Genomic DNA, 17,881 nt, shown 5'->3' on the forward strand with positions numbered 1-17,881 from the left:
ATGTAGATGCTGTACAGATGAAAAAAATAGCTACCTTATTAATAATTGCTGGCATGGCGTTTCATGCGTTTGCACAACAGCGTTTGATTGACATGAAATATTGGAACAATAAAGCTGCATTACCTTTGGTTCTCTATCTGAGTGGCGATGGTGGATTTAATTCATTCTCTAACAAGCTTTGTGAGCTGATTGCTGGAGTAGGATATACTGTGGCAGCGATCGATTCGAAAACCTATTTCTGGAAGAAGAAAAGCCCGAGTGAGATTGCTGCCGATGTTTCGAATACACTGAAAAACGTACTCTTAGCACGGCAAAATATGCATCTTTTTGTAGTGGGGTATTCATTTGGCGCAGACGCGGTTCCTTTTATTATTAATCGCCTGGATCCCGTCATTAAGAAGAACCTAAAGAGTGTTGTCCTGCTGGAACCATCTGTGTCAACAGATTTGGAGATTCATATAGCGGATATTTTGGGTCGGAGTAATACAAAACGGAGTCTTGACGTGATCGCGGAAATCAATCGAATGGGTGCAGTCAAAACGGGCGTTATTCTTGGTGATGATGAAGCTGATTTCCCGATACAGAAGATAACACTTAAGAATTTTACAAAAAAATACCTCTCCGGCGGGCATCATTTTAGTGGCAATGCAGACCAGGTCGCGAAGAATACTGTTGCACTCTTTTAGCCGAGGAGCCTTGTATAACTTTGTTGATGGTCAGATCAAGTAGGCGACCAAATAGACAGCTCTTTATTTTTTTGTGATCCAGGGTATGGTGCGGTATCATTTTCTTATCCTAGATCAAATAATTCAGGGAAAGAAGGTGTTACTTTTGAATGACTTATAAAATAGATAAAAATGGAATTAGGAATAGGAATGTTTGGCGACTCGAGGATAGATCCTGTTACAGGTCAAATCCAGGCAGCACAAGATAGAATGAAAGAAATTATTGAAGAGATCAAGCTTATGGATCAAGTAGGATTGGATTTCTTTGGAATAGGGGAGCATCACCGTGCAGATTATGCGGTTGCAGCACCCGAAATTATCTTGGCTGCGGTTTCTACCGTTACCAAAAATATTAAATTGGGCAGTGCAGTTTCGGTATTAAGTTCTGCCGATCCGGTTAAATTATTTCAGGATTTCGCAGCCGTCGATCTTTTATCCGATGGACGTGCTGAGCTCATGGCTGGAAGAGGATCCTTCATTGAATCCTTCCCTTTATTTGGTTATGATCTAAAAGATTATTCCGAGTTGTTTGAGGAAAAACTAGAGCTTTTGCTTCGCCTGAATAAGCAAAATCCAATTACTTGGCGCGGTAATTTTAGAGCACCATTAATCAATCAGGAAGTTTTCCCACGACCTAAAAATGGATCACTACCGATTTGGGTTGCAGTAGGTGGCACAACATCTTCTGTGATCCGTGCCGGAAAGTTGGGCTTACCGGTTATGTTTGCCATCATCGGCGGGATGTATGAAAGCTTCGATCATTTATTTGACATGTACCGTCAAGCATATGAGGATAATGGGCATGATATGGCTAATTTTCAGGTCGGAGTACACATGCATGCGTTCTTTGGCGATAACAACGCGCAGGTAGCAGACTACTATTATCCGATTTATTCGGCACAGATGGATCGTATCGGTGCAAGTCGTGGATGGCCGCCATACCAACGCACACAATATGACTTCGGAAGGTCTTCCAGAGGACACCTTATTGTTGGGGATGCTGCTTATGCCGTAGATAAAATATTGCAAATACAGGAGAAATTTGGATTGACACGCTTCTCTGCACATATGGATGTGGGCGCCCCTGGGCATAAAGAAATGCTGCGTTCTATAGAGATTTTTGGTGAGAAAATAGCACCTGAAATTCGAAAGGCTCTTCATAAAGATGCCTAAAGAGCGATTATCATTTTTTTAACGCTGAGATATTCGCTACCTTTGTGTCGTAAATCATTTTAGAGAGTAAGATGCTTGGATTAAAGTTGTTGACAGATCCGCGATGGGCAAACATTGCAGAAGGAAATTTAGAAGAGATTTTGACAGATCATGCCTGGTGTGAACAAAAGGCTGCTTCAAATGCCATATCCTTAATTACCAACAACTCAGAACACGAAGATTTGGTGCATGAGCTGACAGCAATTGCCATCGAAGAAATGGAACATTTTAAGATGGTTATTGATATCATCAAAGAACGTGGCTATACCTTGGGTCGTGAACGAAAAGATGATTATGTCGGTCAATTGATGAAATTCTCTAAAAAAGATGGCAGTAGAAATATGGCTTTTATTGACCGTTTATTATTCGCGGCGATGATTGAAGCCCGTAGCTGTGAACGTTTTAGAGTGCTTTCACAAAATATTCAAGATAAAGATCTTGCGATGTTTTACTATGATTTAATGGTGTCTGAGGCAAATCATTACACCACATTTCTAAATTTTGCACGCAAATATTCCGTAGACGTCGACGTAGAAAAGCGTTGGAAGGAGTGGTTGGAATTTGAAGGGAAGCTAATTCAGTCGTACGGAAGTAAAGAAGCCATTCATGGCTAATTGAACCTCGCTCCTACCTATTTTAAAACACATACATAACAGTTGTCCCGTTCTATTTCTTAGAACGGGATTTTTTGTCACTTATTTATTCTTATCTTTGTACCGTGATTGAAAAAAGTAAAATAATAGATATCAGGAGTTTGTCTTTGGATCAGATCAAAGATCAACTTACCGCGTTGGGGGAGCAGGGCTTTCGTGCGAAGCAGATTTATGAATGGATTTGGGTGAAATCTTGCGTAGATTTTGATCAGATGAGTAATTTGAGTAAGCCCCTTCGTGAGAAGCTGAAAGCGAATTTTACGATCAATGCAGTTACAGTCAAAGAATCTCAGATCAGCTCAGATAAAACAATTAAAAGTAGTTTTTGGCTCTATGACAACAACATCATTGAAGGGGTGTTAATACCTGCTCCGGAACGAATGACCGCTTGTGTCAGCTCACAGGTGGGCTGTAGCTTAACCTGTAAGTTCTGTGCAACAGGTTATATGGACCGTAAACGGAACCTTAATGCCGATGAGATCTATGATCAAGTCGTTCTTATCAGCAAGCAAGCCGAAGAGCACTATGGGCAGCCACTGACAAATATCGTTTATATGGGGATGGGCGAGCCCTTGTTGAATTATGCCAATATGATGAAGTCTGTTGAGCGCATTACAGCGCCGGATGGATTGAATATGGCCGCCAAGCGGATCACGGTGTCCACAGCGGGTATCGCAAAAATGATTAAGAAATTGGGTGATGATCAGGTACGTTTTAACCTAGCACTTTCTTTGCATGCGGCAAATGACAAAAAACGGAATGAAATTATGCCTATCAATGAGCAGAACTCACTGAAAGCATTGGCAGAAGCACTCAAATATTTTTATGCGAAAACAAAGAGCCCAATTACATTTGAATATATTGTCTTTAACAATTTCAATGATGAGTTGGAGGATGCAAAAGAACTGGCCAAGTTCTGTAAACATGTTCCTTGTAAGGTCAACCTGATTGAATACAACCCTATCGCACTGGCCGATTTCCTGAACGCTGAAGCAGATAAAATCGAGGTATTTGCAAATTATTTAAAAAGCCAAGGTATCATCACGAATGTGAGACGTAGCCGTGGTAAAGATATCGATGCAGCCTGCGGACAATTAGCAATTAAAGATAAGGAAAAAGAGGAATCCGAAGCATAATCTGAAGGATAGTTCCTATCTTTAATAGGGAATTAACCAGATGAAATCCGAATTAAATAAGGTTTTTAGCGATTTTATAGCCATATTTTTTCCAAGGGAATGTGGCTGTTGCGGCTGTGTGCTAAAATATCAGGAAAAGTTTGTCTGTACAGCATGCGATTTCCATTTGCCTTATACTAACTTTCACGAATATTCGGATAATGATACCGCAAGACAGCTCTGGGGGAAAGCTCCTGTGGAAGAGGCCTGTTCATTCTTATTATTGCAAAAGGATAGTCGCGTAGAGCGCCTCATTTATCAGATTAAATACAATAACCAACCTTTTCTTGCAGAATATTTTGGTTATCTATACGGCTTAAAATTAATCAAAATAAAGGCCTATCAGGATATCAATTGTATTGTTCCTGTGCCATTGCACCGTAGCAAATTCCGAAAAAGAGGCTACAACCAATCCACTTACTTCGGAAGAGGGTTGTCCAGAGCAATGGGAATCCCCTTGCGGGAAGATATTTTAGTCAGGAAGAAAGCGACAATGAGCCAAACGGGTAAGGGGCGGATCGACCGGTACGACAATGTAAGTGATATTTTCGATTACAAAGGCACTATGTTGCCGGCTAACGTACATATCCTTGTGGTTGACGATGTATTGACCACGGGAGCAACGGTTGTTTCAGCAGCATTGACACTCTTAGATGCAGTTGATTGCAGGGTATCTGTTGCTACGCTGGCAAGAGCCTAGTTCGAAAGTCTATCCCATAACTTATACCCTTCTCCGTCCGGATAAAGCGAATTTCAGTAATTACGGTAACCACTATTACGAGCAGGCCATGCCTTCAATAGTAATGACCAGGTCAAAACGAATTCAACACGTTATTTGCGACGTCGGTTGACATAGTTTAGGAGATAGGCAAATCCTGCCATGCCGATTCCGATGCTGTCTGCAAATAAATCCCACCAGTCACCGCTGCGATACGTAAAAATATAAAGCTGAAGTAACTCTGTCAGTCCTGCAAATAAAAAACCAAGGATGGAAACGACAAAGATTGGAAGCCAACGGGTCGGTTTACCATGGAATTGCTGGATTACACCGTTGTATAGCAATGTACAGAAAACAAAGAACATCCCACAATGGACTAATTTATCCATACCTGGATAGGCGGGAACTGCATCAAAATTATTGCCCGGGAGGGTGCATAAAACAATAACTATTATGGCCCAAATAAAACACCACTTATAGTCTAATAAGATTTTAATCATGGCGATAAATATCCAAAAATTTCCTGATAGAAATAAAAATATTATTTATTTAAAAATCATTTCACTGTAAATCAGTTGTTTAGTTATATTGTTTTGTTTTATATGGTACTATGTATTGCATGGTACCATAAAATACATATATCTTTGTATTGTTATGATAGCTGAAAATACACAAATCCAAATGAGGAAGGGGATACTTGAATATTGTATCCTATCCATAATTTCTCGAGGAGAAATTTATGCCTCCGATATTATCAGCGAACTGAAGAAAGCTCAATTATTGGTTGTGGAAGGAACCTTATATCCGCTTTTAACACGTCTAAAAAACAATGGACTGTTAAGCTATATATGGAAGGAGTCAACTTCAGGTCCGCCTAGAAAATATTATGAAATTACCCAAGAAGGGTTAGAAGTCCTTTCGCGACTAGATGTTACCTGGAATGAGCTCGTGTTTGCTGTAAACACGTCATTGGTGGGTAGAAACAATGATTCAACTAAACCAGTTAAAGATAATAACGATGAATAAGACAATAATTATCAACATAAATAGTATCGTCTTCCATATTGAAGAGGATGCTTATGAGGTGCTTCGCTCCTACATGATTGATATAAAGAAGCACTTTGGACAATCGGAAGATAGTAAGGAGATTTTGGAGGACATCGAAAATCGTATTTCTGAAATGTTTACCGAGAAGATTCAGGCTGGCAGCAAAGAAGTTCTGAATATGGACGATGTTAATGCCGTTATCGAGCAAATGGGGAGCGTCAGCGATTTCGAGTCTGAGGATCAGGATGGTTATGCGTCTTTTCAGCGCCAGCCAAATGCAGATGGTTTTAAAGTAGGGAAGAAGCTGATGCGCGATCCCGATGACAAAGTTTTCAGTGGAGTATGTAGTGGATTGGGGCACTTTTTTGGTATTGAGGCGAAATGGGTACGCTTACTCTTTGCTTTATTTGTTGTGATCGGTGGATCGGGCGTATTGGTCTATGTTATCCTATGGATCGTCATGCCGCTCGCTGTAACCCGTGCAGATAAGATGGAAATGCGTGGTGAAGCACCGAATATTCAGAACTTCAAACGTTCTTTTGATGAAGAAATGAGCGGGGTAAGGGACTCGTTCTCGAGGGGAATGGACCGCACCGGAGATGGTGTTGCTAAATTATTGCAGGTCTTTGTGAAAGTTATCGGCGTATTCTTTGTTATTATCGTCGGGTTAACGCTCATCGGATTGATCATTGGACTTATCTTCTTTGCACTGGCTATTGTGAACGTAATTCCTGACGTCATGGACGATTCTGGTCCTTTCTACCTCATGAATCCGAGCGATGTACCTTTCGCTTTGATCGCGGGTTTCTTGGCCATTTTTATCCCTTTCGCCGGCTTGTTCTATTTGCTTCTCCGTGTTCTCTTCGAGAAAAAACCAATGAACAACTATTTGACAACCACCTTGTTTTTAGTCTGGTTGGCATCGATAGGCGGTATCATCTACTACGCTACATCGGTAGCAAAGGAATTCAAAGAGTCTAGTACGATTGTTGAAGAGAAGCCACTGCAAAAACAAGCTGTTTATTACTTAAATGAAAATGATATTCGGGTAATCCGCTTAAAAAATGGCGTAAAAAGCGGTTTGGGGATCAGGAATGAAAACCTTTCGACCTATCTGCGACGTAATATTCGTATCCGTGTCGAACGTATCGACTCCCTACAGGAACCTTATGTACGGTATGAGTATTCGGCTAAAGGAAATTCTTATAAAGTCGCAACGGATAGAGCTGGTAAAATTAACTATGCATTGAGACAAGATAGTACATCATTAACATTTGACAATGCGTTCCAATTGAATGAAGGTGAGCTCTATCGGGATCAAGAAGTCAATATTACGTTGTTTCTCCCAGTAGGTACCAAGTTGATCATTAATGATAATTTGGAAGATAAATTAAGGGATATTTCATTTTACGAATGTCGTGACCGTTATAGTGAAGATCTAAGGGATATAAAAGAAGTCGAATTTGTAGTTACATCACTTGGGTTGAAATGTGCCTTGCCGCCCAAAAAGTCAGATGACAGTGACGAAACAGATGCTGAACGCAATGAAGTAATCGCAAATGATACGTCTGTTGTCATTCGCAGAGATACCATTATCAATGTCAAAAAAGATGGTGTTACTATAGAGACAAAAAAGAAATAACATAAACCAAGTCTTCCGCCTTTAGGCGGAAGACAAATTATTGAAGCTGTAACCAATCGAAAATCACTACTGAACCTCGTGTGATAAGCCTATTTAGTACCATCAAAAGTAAATGCTATTACACCTATTTATAAACGAATGAAAAGATATTTTTACCTCTTACTCTTAAATTTTTTAATTGCTTCCTTTGCCTATGCGCAAGTGAAAGTTACAGGCAAAGTATTGGCGGAAAATAATGTGCCTTTGGCTTCTGCAACGGCTTATCTGATGAAAGTAAAGACAACCGTTATTTTGAAAGCAGTTGTTACAGATGAAAATGGAGAATACCAATTTTCGGATATACAAGCTGGAAGTTATTATGTCGAGGCGAAAATGGTCGGTTATACCACCAATAAGAGCAATGTTTTTGATATCAGCAAATCAGACCACAAGGTCCCGGCGATCCTGCTGAACACGGATACACGAAAATTGCAGGAGGTCGCCGTAGAGGGTAAGCGGCCGATGGTTGAAAGCAAGCCCGGTAAACTGGTTTTAAATGTGGAAAATTCGCCTTTAGCCGCAGGGAATAATGCCTTAGATATTGTACAGCGGGCTCCTGGAGTGAGTTTAGATAACAATAATAACCTACAGTTGATGGCGCAATCTGGTGTATCCGTGACCATCGATGGTCGGCAGACCTATATGTCCGGTGAACAGTTGGTGAATTTTTTGAAGAGTACGGATGGCAATCAGATTAAGTCCGTCGAAGTGATTACTACGCGTGCAGCAAAAGATGACGCTGAGGGGGCAGTGGGTACAATTAATATTGTCCTCAAAAAAAATCGGATGGAAGGTTTTAACGGAACCTTTAACATGACGGTAGGGAGGGGAGAAAAATTCAGAGGGAATAGCTCCTTATCCTTAAACTATAAGAAGAACAATACGACAGTATTTGGATCGTATGCGTATTCGGATGAGAAAAGCCACCGGAAGCTCCTGCTTGATCGTGTTATTCAGAATAAAGGTGAAAAGACCTATTTTAAACAAAGGTCGATATTGGACGAAAAGGAACAGAACCATTCCTATCGCTTCGGTGTTGAGCAAAGGACATCGGCCAGAAACACCTTAACCGTGCAGTTTAATGGATCGAATAATATCGAATACAACGATAACGATAGTAAGACCAATGTAGGAAAGTCTTTTACAACATTGGATTCGCTTTTGATTTCAACATCGCAGTTCAAAGAATTATTTGATCGTTACTCCGCTAATTTAAACAATGAGTTTAGAATTGATTCGAATGGCAGAAAACTTACCCTTGACCTGGATTGGAGTAAATTCAAAAGCAGCAAACGCGTAGGTTATAATAACCAATATTTTGATGGTCAGATGAATGCGATTACGCCCGAAGAGATCCAACGCAGTAAAATGCCTATCGGAATCGATATCTATGTCGCCAAACTGGATTATGAACAACCGCTATCGAAGGTCTCCAAGCTTGAGATGGGGGCTAAATATTCTAACGTTACGTCGGATAACGATTTAACCTTTGAAGACTTTTTGAACAATTCCTGGATTAATAATGAAAAGCGTACGAATCATTTTGTGTATAAGGAGCAGATCGCCGCTGGATATATAGACTATAATAATACCATAGGGAAATGGGGCCTGAAGGTCGGCGCGAGGGGAGAATATACATTTTCTGACGGGAACTCGCTTACGTTAAATAAGCAAGTGAAACGGAATTACTTTAAACTTTTTCCGAATGCAAATCTGACGTATACACTCCATGAGAATCATATCCTTTCCTTAGGTTACGCAAGGAAGATCACGCGTCCTAATTACCGACAGTTGAATCCTTTTGATTATTTTATTGATAAACTAACCTTTGAACGTGGTAATCCTTACCTGAATCCGCAATTTTCCAATGAATTCACCCTAAACTATACCTTGATGCAACGTTATAATGTGACATTGGGTATTAACGATGTGCGGGATGCGATTGTAGAGAGCATGGGGCAAGATTCGGTGCTAAAACAAACGTGGGTTATACGTGAAAATTTAGGTAAAAATTTGACGGCTTATCTGAATCTGAACATCCCGGTTACGGTATCCAAGATTTGGAGCATGAATAACAATATTACAGGCATCCACTTTAACTTTGATGGCATGGTGAGTGGTTATCCGCTGAAAAGGACCTCCTTTCTTTTGCAGGCTACATCGATGCACAATTTAAAACTGGCGAAAAGTCTGTCCGCTAATGTCAATTTGAGGTATTTCTCGCCGTTCAACTATAATGTATACGATATGAAGGCCCGTTGGGATATGGAGGTAGGAGCGACCAAGACATTTAAAGATCAACGTAGTTCGTTGAAGCTGGCGGTGAGCGACTTGTTTAATACAGGGAATCAGAATCTGAAAACCAATTTCGGCGATTTTGACTCCAGTATCAGGCAATACCAAGATCGTCGCGTGGTTCGATTGACCTATTCGTATAAATTCGGAAATTTAAAAAACAACTATCGTAAGAAAGATACAAGTAATGAGGAGAAAGAAAGAGCGCAATAGGCCCTTGAATTTTCTAAAAAAAGCGACACCGCGAGATGATCTAAATCATCCTGCGGTGTCGCTTTTTTTTATAGACAATGCTATTAGAAAATGTATTTGGTACTTAAAAAGTTCGATTCATTTTCACTAACAATGTCATTCAACAATTTCTTGTTTTCTTCGGTGAACTTTGCCGCGACCAGGGAGCGTATCGAGAATGAACGCAAAGCATCTACAACGGATAATGTTCCCTCAGCGCTATCTTTTCTTCCGGTGAAAGGGAAGGTATCTGGACCACGTTGACATTGGCAGTTGATATTGACACGACTTACCTGATTGACCAATGGATCGATTAAAGACGACACAACAGCCGCATTGTTACTAAAGATACTGACCTGCTGTCCATGCGAAGAGCCGATCAGGTACTCGATAGGTTCCTCAAGGTCATCAAATGGCACAACAGGGATAACTGGACCAAATTGTTCCTCTCTGTAAAGTTTCATTTGAGAATTGACCGGATAAACGATCGCTGGGTAGAAGAAAGATTCTGCTACTTGTCCACCATTTTCGTTAATCACCTTTGCACCATACGCTTTTGCATCTTCGATACATTCCGTCAGATAAGCTGGTTTGTTAACCTCTGGAAGAGGTGTCAAAGACACGCCTTTTTCCCAAGGCATACCATACTTTAATTTAGCAACTTCCGCAGAAAGACGTTTTAGGAACTCTTGTGCCAAGCTGCGGTGTACATAGATAATTTTAAGTGCGGTACAGCGTTGGCCATTGAATGAAAGAGAACCCAGTACGGTTTCAGAAACAGCAAGATTTAAATCGGCATCCTTCGTGATGATTGCCGCATTTTTAGCGTCCAGACCAAGAATTGCACGTAGACGGTTAACTTTAGGATGTAATTTTTTAAGTTCGTCAGCAACACGGCTTGAACCGATCAACGTCAACACATTGATCTTTCCAGACTGCATAAGACTTGGAACGATCTTGTTTCCACGACCATAAATTGTATTGACAACGCCTTTTGGGAAGCTTGTTTTGAAAGCCTCTAATAAAGGGTAATGTAATAATGTACCATGTTTAGGTGGTTTGAACAACATCGTGTTCCCCATGATCAAAGCAGGGATCAACGTTGTGAAGGTTTCATTCAATGGATAGTTGAATGGTCCCATACATAAAACAACTCCTAGTGGAGATCTTCTGATTTGGGCTATAATACCTTGTTCGATCTGAAAACGGGAAGAATCGCGGTCAATATCTTTCAATGCGTCGATCGTTGCGTAGATATACTCTACCGTACGGTCAAACTCCTTAACAGAGTCAGCATAGGATTTGCCAATTTCCCACATAATAAGCTTGACAACAATGTCCTTCTTGGCAATCATCTTTTGTGTGAAATTTTCAACACAAGTAATACGATCGGCAACGCTCATTGTCGGCCATTCTCCACGGCCATTGTCGTATGCTTTTACAGCAGCTTCCAAGGCTTCCATGGACTCTTTTTCAGTACAAACAGGGAAACTACCGATGCGCTTACGTTTCAAGCCGTCCTTAGTCTTTACACAGATAGGTGAAAATACTTCGTTTACTTGACCCGTCCAAGAAATCATTTCTCCATTGGAAAGGAACTCTCTTTGATCGACCTGTTCGTCTAGCGTAAATTCTGCGGGAATGTCTTTCTCCTCGTAGAAGATACCTCCTAAGTTTAAGCTCATTGTTTTTAAAAGTGGTTTAGATTGATATTTATAAAGATATTGCTAATATACTGTAAATATTACAATATTTGTTAATTTTTTATTAAAATAAGTTTAGGTACTAGTGTTTTCATTACAATCCATGCAATTAAATATGCGATTGAACAGAACGAAAAAATAATAAAATATCCCGCTTCTTCTCCCTTGAAACCCATAAAGACAAGTTGAGTCTCTTTGGCATAGTCGAATAGCCAGCCCGAAGTTTTATTGATAATAAAGGCTCCTACACCGCCCGCAAGCCCGCCGATTCCTGTAACAGTGGCAATGGCGCGTTTTGGAAAAGAATCGCCAATAGTGGAAAAAATATTGGCCGACCACGATTGATGTGCCGCACCTGCAAAACCAATTAAAATAACGGGTATCCAATAGGAAATATGCCCCAAGGGTTGTGCAAAGAGTACGACTAATGGGACGAAAGCAAACAGCAACATAGCTTTCATTCGACCTTCATAGGCATTCATTCCCTTTTTCTCCACAAAATACGTCGGCAACCAGCCGCCGTAAATTGACAGCATGGTGATCGCATATAAAACAAATATGGCCAATTGCCCTTCTGTATCAGAAGACTTTATGTCGTAAACGGCTGATAGATAGGCTGGCATCCAGAATAAGAAGAACCACCAGACGCCGTCGGTCATGAATTTTCCGAAGACAAAGGCCCAGGTTTGCTTGTACTTGAGGCATTCTGCTATGGTGGTTTTGGGCTGTTTTGTTAAGGCAGAATGCTCCGTTTGGTGTTCATGGTCATCTTGGTGAATGTAAGCCAATTCAGCCGCATTTACTTTTGGATTCTCGTGCGGTTTTTTATAAAGAAAGATCCAGAAACCCATCCAGACAAACCCAAGGGCTCCTATTATGATGAAAGACATCTCCCAGCCCCAGTGTGCTGCGATGACCGGAATGGTCAATGGAGCAGCCAATGCTCCTATGGTTGCCCCTGAATTGAAAATACTGGTGGACAATGCACGATCTTTCTTTGGAAAATACTCTGCTGTAGCTTTAATGGCCGCTGGGAAATTTCCAGCTTCCCCGACAGCCAATACAAACCGGGCGAAAATAAATAAGTTTACACTAACGCTGATGATTAAACCGGCATTGTTCACATGAGAAATAGCTTCTTTTGCACCCTCAAATCCAACAAACCACTCGCCAGCGACAATTCCTGAGGTTGCAATACCACAAAAAGCATGTAATATGGCGCCAATGGACCAAATAGCAATCGCCCATAGAAAACCTTTTTTTGTATCCATCCAATCGACAAAACGTCCCGCGAAAAGCATGCTGATGGCATAAAAAATAGAAAACAAAGCGGTAATATTTCCATAGTCCGTATTTGTCCAGTGGAATTCAGGGCTGATAAAATCTTTCCAGGTTAAGGATAATACCTGGCGATCCAAGTAATTGATTGTGGTAGCAAAAAATAGGAGGGCACAGATTACCCAACGGTAATTACCCTTTTTCTCTGTATTAATCATAATGGGTTTAATTGTTTATTTTTCTTGAACCTATCGCTTCAAATGACGAATAATGAACGCTGTATGCCTTCCTTTTACGATGCTCGTGGAAGGCATACAAGCAATCTTATTGTTTTTAACGTGCTTTTGAGACAAGATCAAGTGCTTTTTGTGTATTTTCGAATAAATTGCTGGTGTCCTTTGGATCAATCAGTTTACTGCCCATACCTACCGCACATACACCTGACCTGAACCATGCTTTTAGATTTTCTATTTCGATGTCTACACCCCCCGTTGGTATAAAGTTCTGACCTTTAAAAAGATCCCGAATAGAGGACATAAATGCTGGTCCCAAAATATTTGCAGGGAATAATTTTATCAATGCGGCCTGTTGCTGCTGAGCCGTGTAGATTTCGGTCGGTGTCATGCAGCCCGGAATCCACAACTTATGGTGCTCATGTACAAGCGAGCCAACCAAAGGATTCACTAAGGGTGCCACAATAAAATCAGCACCGGCCTGGAGAAACTGTTGTGCATCGTCCACCGATTTGATGGTGCCAATACCCAAGTAGAGGTCTGGTATCTCAAGGTCCCTCGTTGCAACAAGGCGCTCAAAAACAGCCAACGCCTCGGGGCCACGATTTGTAAATTCAAAAACGCGTACACCCGCTCGGTATAATGTTCGTAGAATATCGATACTTTCTTCCTGATCATGATGGAAGAATAAAGGAAGTGTTCCTTGTTCGATAATTTTATTTAATACAATCTCTTTTAAATTCATGTTGTTAATCTCTTTTTAATATCGTCCACTGTACTTGTTGTTGCATCGCTGGCGATAAATAGTTTATCGAATGCCGCGCTTGTTGCAAATTCTAGCGTCTCCTGCGGCGAAAGGTTGGAATACAATCCATAAATCAGACCCGCCATAAAGCAGTCGCCACTTCCTACTTTATCCAAAATCTCTTCCGCTATATAGGTTGTGGATTTGATCAAACGGTCTTTATCAAATAATGTGCTGTAGTATTCTATCCCTTTGGTATGGTGGTCAAAACGGAAGGTATTGGCGACATACTGGCACATGGGGTTGGAAGCAATGATTTCTCGGCTTGTCCGATCTGCTTGCGCGAGTAACTCTTCTTCGGTGTATCCTGACGTGTGTGTTAAGAATTGTTCGTCAAGCGGTGTACCCAGCATCTGATGCGCGGCCCATATATTGCCCATAATTAAATTGCAGTACTTGGCAATCCGAGGCATAACCTCTTTCGGTGTTTTACCATATTTCCAAAGCTTCGATCGGTAGTTAAGGTCTAAGGACACAAAAATTCCTTTTTCCTGTGCTTTTTGCACAGCTTCAAGACAGAGGTCTGCAATATCCTGGCTAATTGCTGGGCAAATTGCCGAAAAGTGAAACCATTTCACGTCCTTCAAGGCTTTGTCCCAATCAATACTGCCGACTTTGAGGCTTGCAAAAGATGAATTGGCGCGATCGTAGATAACCCCCGCATTTTTAAGATCTTTACCTTTGGGGAGATAGTAAATGCCCAAGCGCTCTCCGCCCCATTGCATCGCCGATGTATCTATGTTTCTACGTTTCAAATAGACATCTATACCTTCACAAATGGCATTTTGCGGTATCGCAGATAAGTAGGATGATGGCACGTTCCATAGGGCCAAAGCTGTAGCGACATTTAATTCTGCTCCTCCAACGTAGAAAGGCAATTGGTGCTGTTCAATCCAATTGTCTTCAATATCCGGACAGATCCGTAACAGCAATTCCCCAAAGCTTAAAACTTTACCCTGCATGTTCATTTATTAAAATTCAAAATATTCTTTTGCGTTATTGTAGCTGATATCCTGTATGATTTTCCCGACCCATTCGATATCATTTGGTATTTCTCCTTTTTCGATGTCCTGTCCAAAGATGTCACAGACCAATCTTCTGAAGTATTCATGTCTTGGAAAAGAAAGAAAACTTCTGGAATCGGTCAACATGCCTACAAGACGACTTAACAAACCCATATTCGACAAGGTATTAATCTGTTTTGTCATGCCGTCTTTTTGGTCCAAAAACCACCAAGCTGAACCAAACTGAATTTTTCCTTTGATAGAACCATCATTGAAATTCCCAATCATTGTCGCAATAAGTTCATTGTCGGCTGGATTGAGATTATAGATAATTGTCTTGGTTAGCTTATCTTGGTTATCTAATTTATTCAAAAACTTTGATAATGTACGTCCCTGACTAAAATCCCCAATGGAGTCCCAGCCTGTATCAGGACCGATCAAGCGATGCATGCGGGAGTTATTGTTACGTAAAGCGCCCAAATGGTATTGTTGCACCCAGCCTTTTTCATGATCCCATTCTGCAAAATAGACTAACATGGCCGATTTAAACTTCAGGCTCTCATCAAAAGTTATTTCTTTGCCTGCACGAATTTTATCAAAGATGAATGCGATTTCAGTTTCGGTGTAATCTTCAGCATAGATCTGTTCCAAACCATGATCTGAGACTTTACAGCCGTTGGTCGCAAAGAAGTCGTGCCTTGCTTTCAAGGCCTTGAGGTAGTCGCTTAAACTGCTTATCTGCATATTGCTGACTTCTTCAAGCTTATTGATGTATTGGTTCAATGCAGGCAGGTCATCGCAATTCATTGCTTTATCCGGACGAAATGCCGGAAGCATTTTAAATGATTCACGCTCTTTCGCAAACTGCTGATGAAATTCCAGACTATCGATTGGGTCGTCTGTTGTGCAAACGACTTCAACATGCATCATCTTGAGTAGTCCGCGGACAGAATGACTATCTTGTTGCAGTAAAGCACTGGTATCTGCATAGATCTTGGCCGCGGTTTTTGGAGACAATACATCTGTTATGCCAAAATAGCGTTGTAATTCAAGGTGTGTCCAATGGTGTAGTGGATTACGCAAGGTATAAGGGACAGTTTCTGCCCATTTGATGAATTTTTCTTCATCTGAAGCGTCTCCGGTCACATAATGTTCGTTGACACCGTTGGCACGCATGGCCCTCCATTTGTAATGATCACCATGTAACCAAACCTGACTAATATTATCAAACTTGACATTATTTGCAATCTGTTCCGGGATTAGGTGATTATGGTAATCAATAATCGGCAGATGTTTTGAATAATTATGGTACAGCTCTTCAGCCGTTTTTGTGTTCAATAAAAAGTTGTCGTCTAAAAAAGTTTTCATACAATGTATTGATTTGTAAGTTCATCTGTTTTCTATCCTCTTTTGCTTGTCAAACTTTTTATTGCTGAAGTAATCGGACATAAAAAATGCAAAAAGGGGTGAAAGTACGGTCGCCTGAATTTCCCAAACTGTTTAATTGGTCAATGAAATTACCAATATTCAGGTCATACTTAAAGGAAATTCAATAAAATAAATGCGCAAACGTTATCGGTAGCGTTTAAGGCAATCGGGTTATACCGCATTTTCTACGTTTTCTAAGCACGTTTTCGCTATCGCAGATTGCTTGAAATTTTGAATAAGTCCCGAATAATATGATCTGCTAAAGCGTAATTGTATTGCATATAAAAAGCAATTTCTCTAAGTTTGTTCAACAAATTGCTCAACATGGATATCCAATCACTTTATCAGATTTATAAACAGTATCCGAATATTACAACAGATACACGTAAAATTGAAAAAGATAGTCTATTTTTCGCCTTAAAAGGGGCCAATTTCAATGGGAATACTTTCGCCGAGAAAGCGCTTGAAATGGGTGCTAAATATGTTGTTATTGATGACGAGACCTACCGAAAAGGAGAAGCGTATATTCTTGTTGATGATGTTTTAAAAGCACTACAGCAACTCGCAAATTACCACAGACATCAGTTGCACATACCAATTATTGGTGTGACAGGTACAAATGGAAAAACGACTACGAAGGAATTGCTGTATGCCGTTGTTTCGCAGAAATACAAGGCCTATGCAACAAAAGGAAATTTGAATAATCATATTGGTGTTCCATTGACATTATTGGCGATAGATGATTCTGTTGAGCTAGCCATCATCGAAATGGGGGCAAATCATTTGGAAGAAATTGCTTTTTTGTGTGGGATTGCCGAACCGACACATGGTTTGATTTCTAACGTTGGCAAAGCACATCTAGAAGGTTTTGGATCTTTTGAAGGAGTAAAGAAAACCAAGGGCGAGCTGTACGATTGGCTGCAGGACCATCAAGGGGTATTATTTTTGCAGGCAGATAACCCACATCTTAAAGAGATGGCTTCCGCCCGCAAGATAGCCAACATTGTCACTTATGGTTTTTCGGAAGGTAATGATGTGATTGGAAAGCTTCTTAGGGCAAATCCCCTTTTGCAAATTGAATGGCACAAGAAAGGCACGGCCGAATCTTATGTTGTCGATACCCATTTAACAGGATCTTATAATACCGAAAACTTTCTTGCAGCTATTGCAGTAGGTTTGCATTTTGGCGTTTCTTCTGCGTCAATCAATCGGGGTATTGAAGGATATGCCCCTACGAACAATCGTTCGCAGGTTATGAAAACTGCCCACAATACGCTAATCTGCGATTATTATAATGCAAATGCAACAAGCATGGCTGCTGCATTGGATAATATTCGGATTATTGAAGCGGATAAGAAGGCTATTGTATTGGGTGATATGTTTGAATTGGGGACAGAATCATTTGAAGAACATAAAAAAATTGTCGAGAACGTAAGAGCTATTCCTGCAGATCGCAAAATTTTTGTAGGAAAAGAATTTTTCGCACATCGGTATGAAGGTGGAGCATTTTATGAAACTACTGCCGAAGCAAAACAGGCAATCAGCGGAAATCCTATTGTGGACAGCACGGTCTTATTGAAAGCGTCAAGGGGTATGGCCTTTGAAAATCTGGTCGAACTACTGTAGTCTTTTTAGCTTTATGCTATGCACAACGAGGGGATAAGTTCGGGGTGCGAACATATGGCGACCATGG

At 40.7% G+C, this 17,881-nt stretch carries 15 protein-coding genes; 9 read left to right on the forward strand and 6 right to left on the reverse strand.

Going from position 1 to position 17,881, the window contains the following annotated elements; translation table 11 throughout:
- Positions 1-17 precede the first annotated feature (17 nt).
- The 5 genes from AACH28_RS16935 (at position 18) to AACH28_RS16955 (ending at position 4,465) form a co-directional block, all read left to right on the forward strand.
- Positions 18-686, forward strand: a complete 669-nt coding sequence (locus tag AACH28_RS16935; protein ID WP_286752806.1) for an AcvB/VirJ family lysyl-phosphatidylglycerol hydrolase — start codon at positions 18-20, stop codon at positions 684-686.
- A 171-nt stretch (positions 687-857) separates the two neighbouring features.
- On the forward strand, positions 858-1,898 hold the full coding sequence (locus tag AACH28_RS16940; protein ID WP_341831067.1) for an Atu2307/SP_0267 family LLM class monooxygenase: 1,041 nt from the start codon (positions 858-860) through the stop codon (positions 1,896-1,898).
- Positions 1,899-1,969: 71 nt separating this feature from the next.
- Complete coding sequence (locus AACH28_RS16945; protein WP_341831068.1) at positions 1,970-2,551, forward strand: tRNA-(ms[2]io[6]A)-hydroxylase; 582 nt, start codon at positions 1,970-1,972, stop codon at positions 2,549-2,551.
- A 74-nt stretch (positions 2,552-2,625) separates the two neighbouring features.
- Positions 2,626-3,726 carry a 23S rRNA (adenine(2503)-C(2))-methyltransferase RlmN gene (gene rlmN, locus AACH28_RS16950; protein ID WP_376746079.1) on the forward strand — a complete coding sequence of 367 codons (1,101 nt, stop codon included), beginning with the start codon at positions 2,626-2,628 and terminating at the stop codon, positions 3,724-3,726.
- A 40-nt stretch (positions 3,727-3,766) separates the two neighbouring features.
- Positions 3,767-4,465 carry a ComF family protein gene (locus tag AACH28_RS16955; RefSeq protein WP_115046362.1) on the forward strand — a complete coding sequence of 233 codons (699 nt, stop codon included), beginning with the start codon at positions 3,767-3,769 and terminating at the stop codon, positions 4,463-4,465.
- 131 nt (positions 4,466-4,596) lie between these two features.
- On the opposite strand, the gene AACH28_RS16960 is transcribed toward AACH28_RS16955, so the two are convergent.
- Positions 4,597-4,983, reverse strand: a complete 387-nt coding sequence (locus AACH28_RS16960) for a VanZ family protein (RefSeq protein ID WP_083295776.1) — start codon at positions 4,981-4,983, stop codon at positions 4,597-4,599.
- A gap of 154 nt (positions 4,984-5,137) precedes the next feature.
- On the opposite strand from AACH28_RS16960, the gene AACH28_RS16965 reads away from it, so the two are divergent.
- The 3 genes from AACH28_RS16965 (at position 5,138) to AACH28_RS16975 (ending at position 9,719) form a co-directional block, all read left to right on the forward strand.
- Positions 5,138-5,509 (forward strand): PadR family transcriptional regulator, encoded by a 372-nt coding sequence (locus AACH28_RS16965; protein WP_046673104.1) that lies wholly within the window; start codon positions 5,138-5,140, stop codon positions 5,507-5,509.
- Positions 5,502-7,172 carry a PspC domain-containing protein gene (locus AACH28_RS16970; RefSeq protein WP_341831069.1) on the forward strand — a complete coding sequence of 557 codons (1,671 nt, stop codon included), beginning with the start codon at positions 5,502-5,504 and terminating at the stop codon, positions 7,170-7,172. The genes AACH28_RS16965 and AACH28_RS16970 overlap by 8 nt, the downstream gene beginning before the upstream one ends.
- Positions 7,173-7,310: 138 nt before the next feature.
- Positions 7,311-9,719, forward strand: a complete 2,409-nt coding sequence (locus AACH28_RS16975; protein ID WP_341831070.1) for an outer membrane beta-barrel family protein — start codon at positions 7,311-7,313, stop codon at positions 9,717-9,719.
- 83 nt (positions 9,720-9,802) lie between these two features.
- On the opposite strand, the gene AACH28_RS16980 is transcribed toward AACH28_RS16975, so the two are convergent.
- The 5 genes from AACH28_RS16980 to uxaC form a co-directional block, all read right to left on the reverse strand.
- Positions 9,803-11,422: an NADP-dependent glyceraldehyde-3-phosphate dehydrogenase gene (locus AACH28_RS16980; RefSeq protein WP_341831071.1), complete on the reverse strand. Its 1,620-nt coding sequence runs from the start codon at positions 11,420-11,422 to the stop codon at positions 9,803-9,805.
- A 71-nt stretch (positions 11,423-11,493) separates the two neighbouring features.
- Complete coding sequence (locus AACH28_RS16985; RefSeq protein ID WP_376752093.1) at positions 11,494-12,936, reverse strand: MFS transporter; 1,443 nt, start codon at positions 12,934-12,936, stop codon at positions 11,494-11,496.
- 115 nt (positions 12,937-13,051) lie between these two features.
- Positions 13,052-13,696 (reverse strand): bifunctional 4-hydroxy-2-oxoglutarate aldolase/2-dehydro-3-deoxy-phosphogluconate aldolase, encoded by a 645-nt coding sequence (locus tag AACH28_RS16990; protein WP_341831072.1) that lies wholly within the window; start codon positions 13,694-13,696, stop codon positions 13,052-13,054.
- The gene (locus AACH28_RS16995) at positions 13,693-14,718 is read right to left on the reverse strand and encodes a sugar kinase (protein WP_286834604.1); all 1,026 of its coding nucleotides are present in this window, start codon (positions 14,716-14,718) and stop codon (positions 13,693-13,695) included. Before AACH28_RS16995 ends, AACH28_RS16990 begins: the two co-directional genes overlap by 4 nt.
- A gap of 9 nt (positions 14,719-14,727) precedes the next feature.
- On the reverse strand, positions 14,728-16,128 hold the full coding sequence (gene uxaC, locus AACH28_RS17000) for a glucuronate isomerase (RefSeq protein WP_341831073.1): 1,401 nt from the start codon (positions 16,126-16,128) through the stop codon (positions 14,728-14,730).
- 384 nt (positions 16,129-16,512) lie between these two features.
- Here uxaC and murF point away from each other — a divergent pair, with 384 nt between their 5' ends.
- Positions 16,513-17,814 carry a UDP-N-acetylmuramoyl-tripeptide--D-alanyl-D-alanine ligase gene (gene murF, locus AACH28_RS17005; RefSeq protein ID WP_341831074.1) on the forward strand — a complete coding sequence of 434 codons (1,302 nt, stop codon included), beginning with the start codon at positions 16,513-16,515 and terminating at the stop codon, positions 17,812-17,814.
- The last annotated feature ends 67 nt before the right edge of the window (positions 17,815-17,881 follow it).

This window comes from Sphingobacterium thalpophilum (assembly GCF_038396785.1).
Taxonomy (GTDB): domain Bacteria; phylum Bacteroidota; class Bacteroidia; order Sphingobacteriales; family Sphingobacteriaceae; genus Sphingobacterium; species Sphingobacterium thalpophilum_A.

Excerpts from the sequence above, each read along its gene's own strand:
- AACH28_RS16975 (WP_341831070.1), top strand. The coding sequence starts at position 7,311 with ATGAAAAGATATTTTTACCTCTTACTCTTAAATTTTTTAATTGCTTCC.
- AACH28_RS16935 (WP_286752806.1), top strand. The coding sequence starts at position 18 with ATGAAAAAAATAGCTACCTTATTAATAATTGCTGGCATGGCGTTTCAT.
- AACH28_RS16990 (WP_341831072.1), bottom strand. The coding sequence starts at position 13,696 with ATGAATTTAAAAGAGATTGTATTAAATAAAATTATCGAACAAGGAACA.
- uxaC (WP_341831073.1), bottom strand. The coding sequence starts at position 16,128 with ATGAAAACTTTTTTAGACGACAACTTTTTATTGAACACAAAAACGGCT.
- AACH28_RS16960 (WP_083295776.1), bottom strand. The coding sequence starts at position 4,983 with ATGATTAAAATCTTATTAGACTATAAGTGGTGTTTTATTTGGGCCATA.
- AACH28_RS16980 (WP_341831071.1), bottom strand. The coding sequence starts at position 11,422 with ATGAGCTTAAACTTAGGAGGTATCTTCTACGAGGAGAAAGACATTCCC.
- AACH28_RS16940 (WP_341831067.1), top strand. The coding sequence starts at position 858 with ATGGAATTAGGAATAGGAATGTTTGGCGACTCGAGGATAGATCCTGTT.
- AACH28_RS16995 (WP_286834604.1), bottom strand. The coding sequence starts at position 14,718 with ATGCAGGGTAAAGTTTTAAGCTTTGGGGAATTGCTGTTACGGATCTGT.
- AACH28_RS16965 (WP_046673104.1), top strand. The coding sequence starts at position 5,138 with ATGATAGCTGAAAATACACAAATCCAAATGAGGAAGGGGATACTTGAA.
- murF (WP_341831074.1), top strand. The coding sequence starts at position 16,513 with ATGGATATCCAATCACTTTATCAGATTTATAAACAGTATCCGAATATT.
- AACH28_RS16985 (WP_376752093.1), bottom strand. The coding sequence starts at position 12,936 with ATGATTAATACAGAGAAAAAGGGTAATTACCGTTGGGTAATCTGTGCC.
- AACH28_RS16970 (WP_341831069.1), top strand. The coding sequence starts at position 5,502 with ATGAATAAGACAATAATTATCAACATAAATAGTATCGTCTTCCATATT.
- AACH28_RS16945 (WP_341831068.1), top strand. The coding sequence starts at position 1,970 with ATGCTTGGATTAAAGTTGTTGACAGATCCGCGATGGGCAAACATTGCA.
- AACH28_RS16955 (WP_115046362.1), top strand. The coding sequence starts at position 3,767 with ATGAAATCCGAATTAAATAAGGTTTTTAGCGATTTTATAGCCATATTT.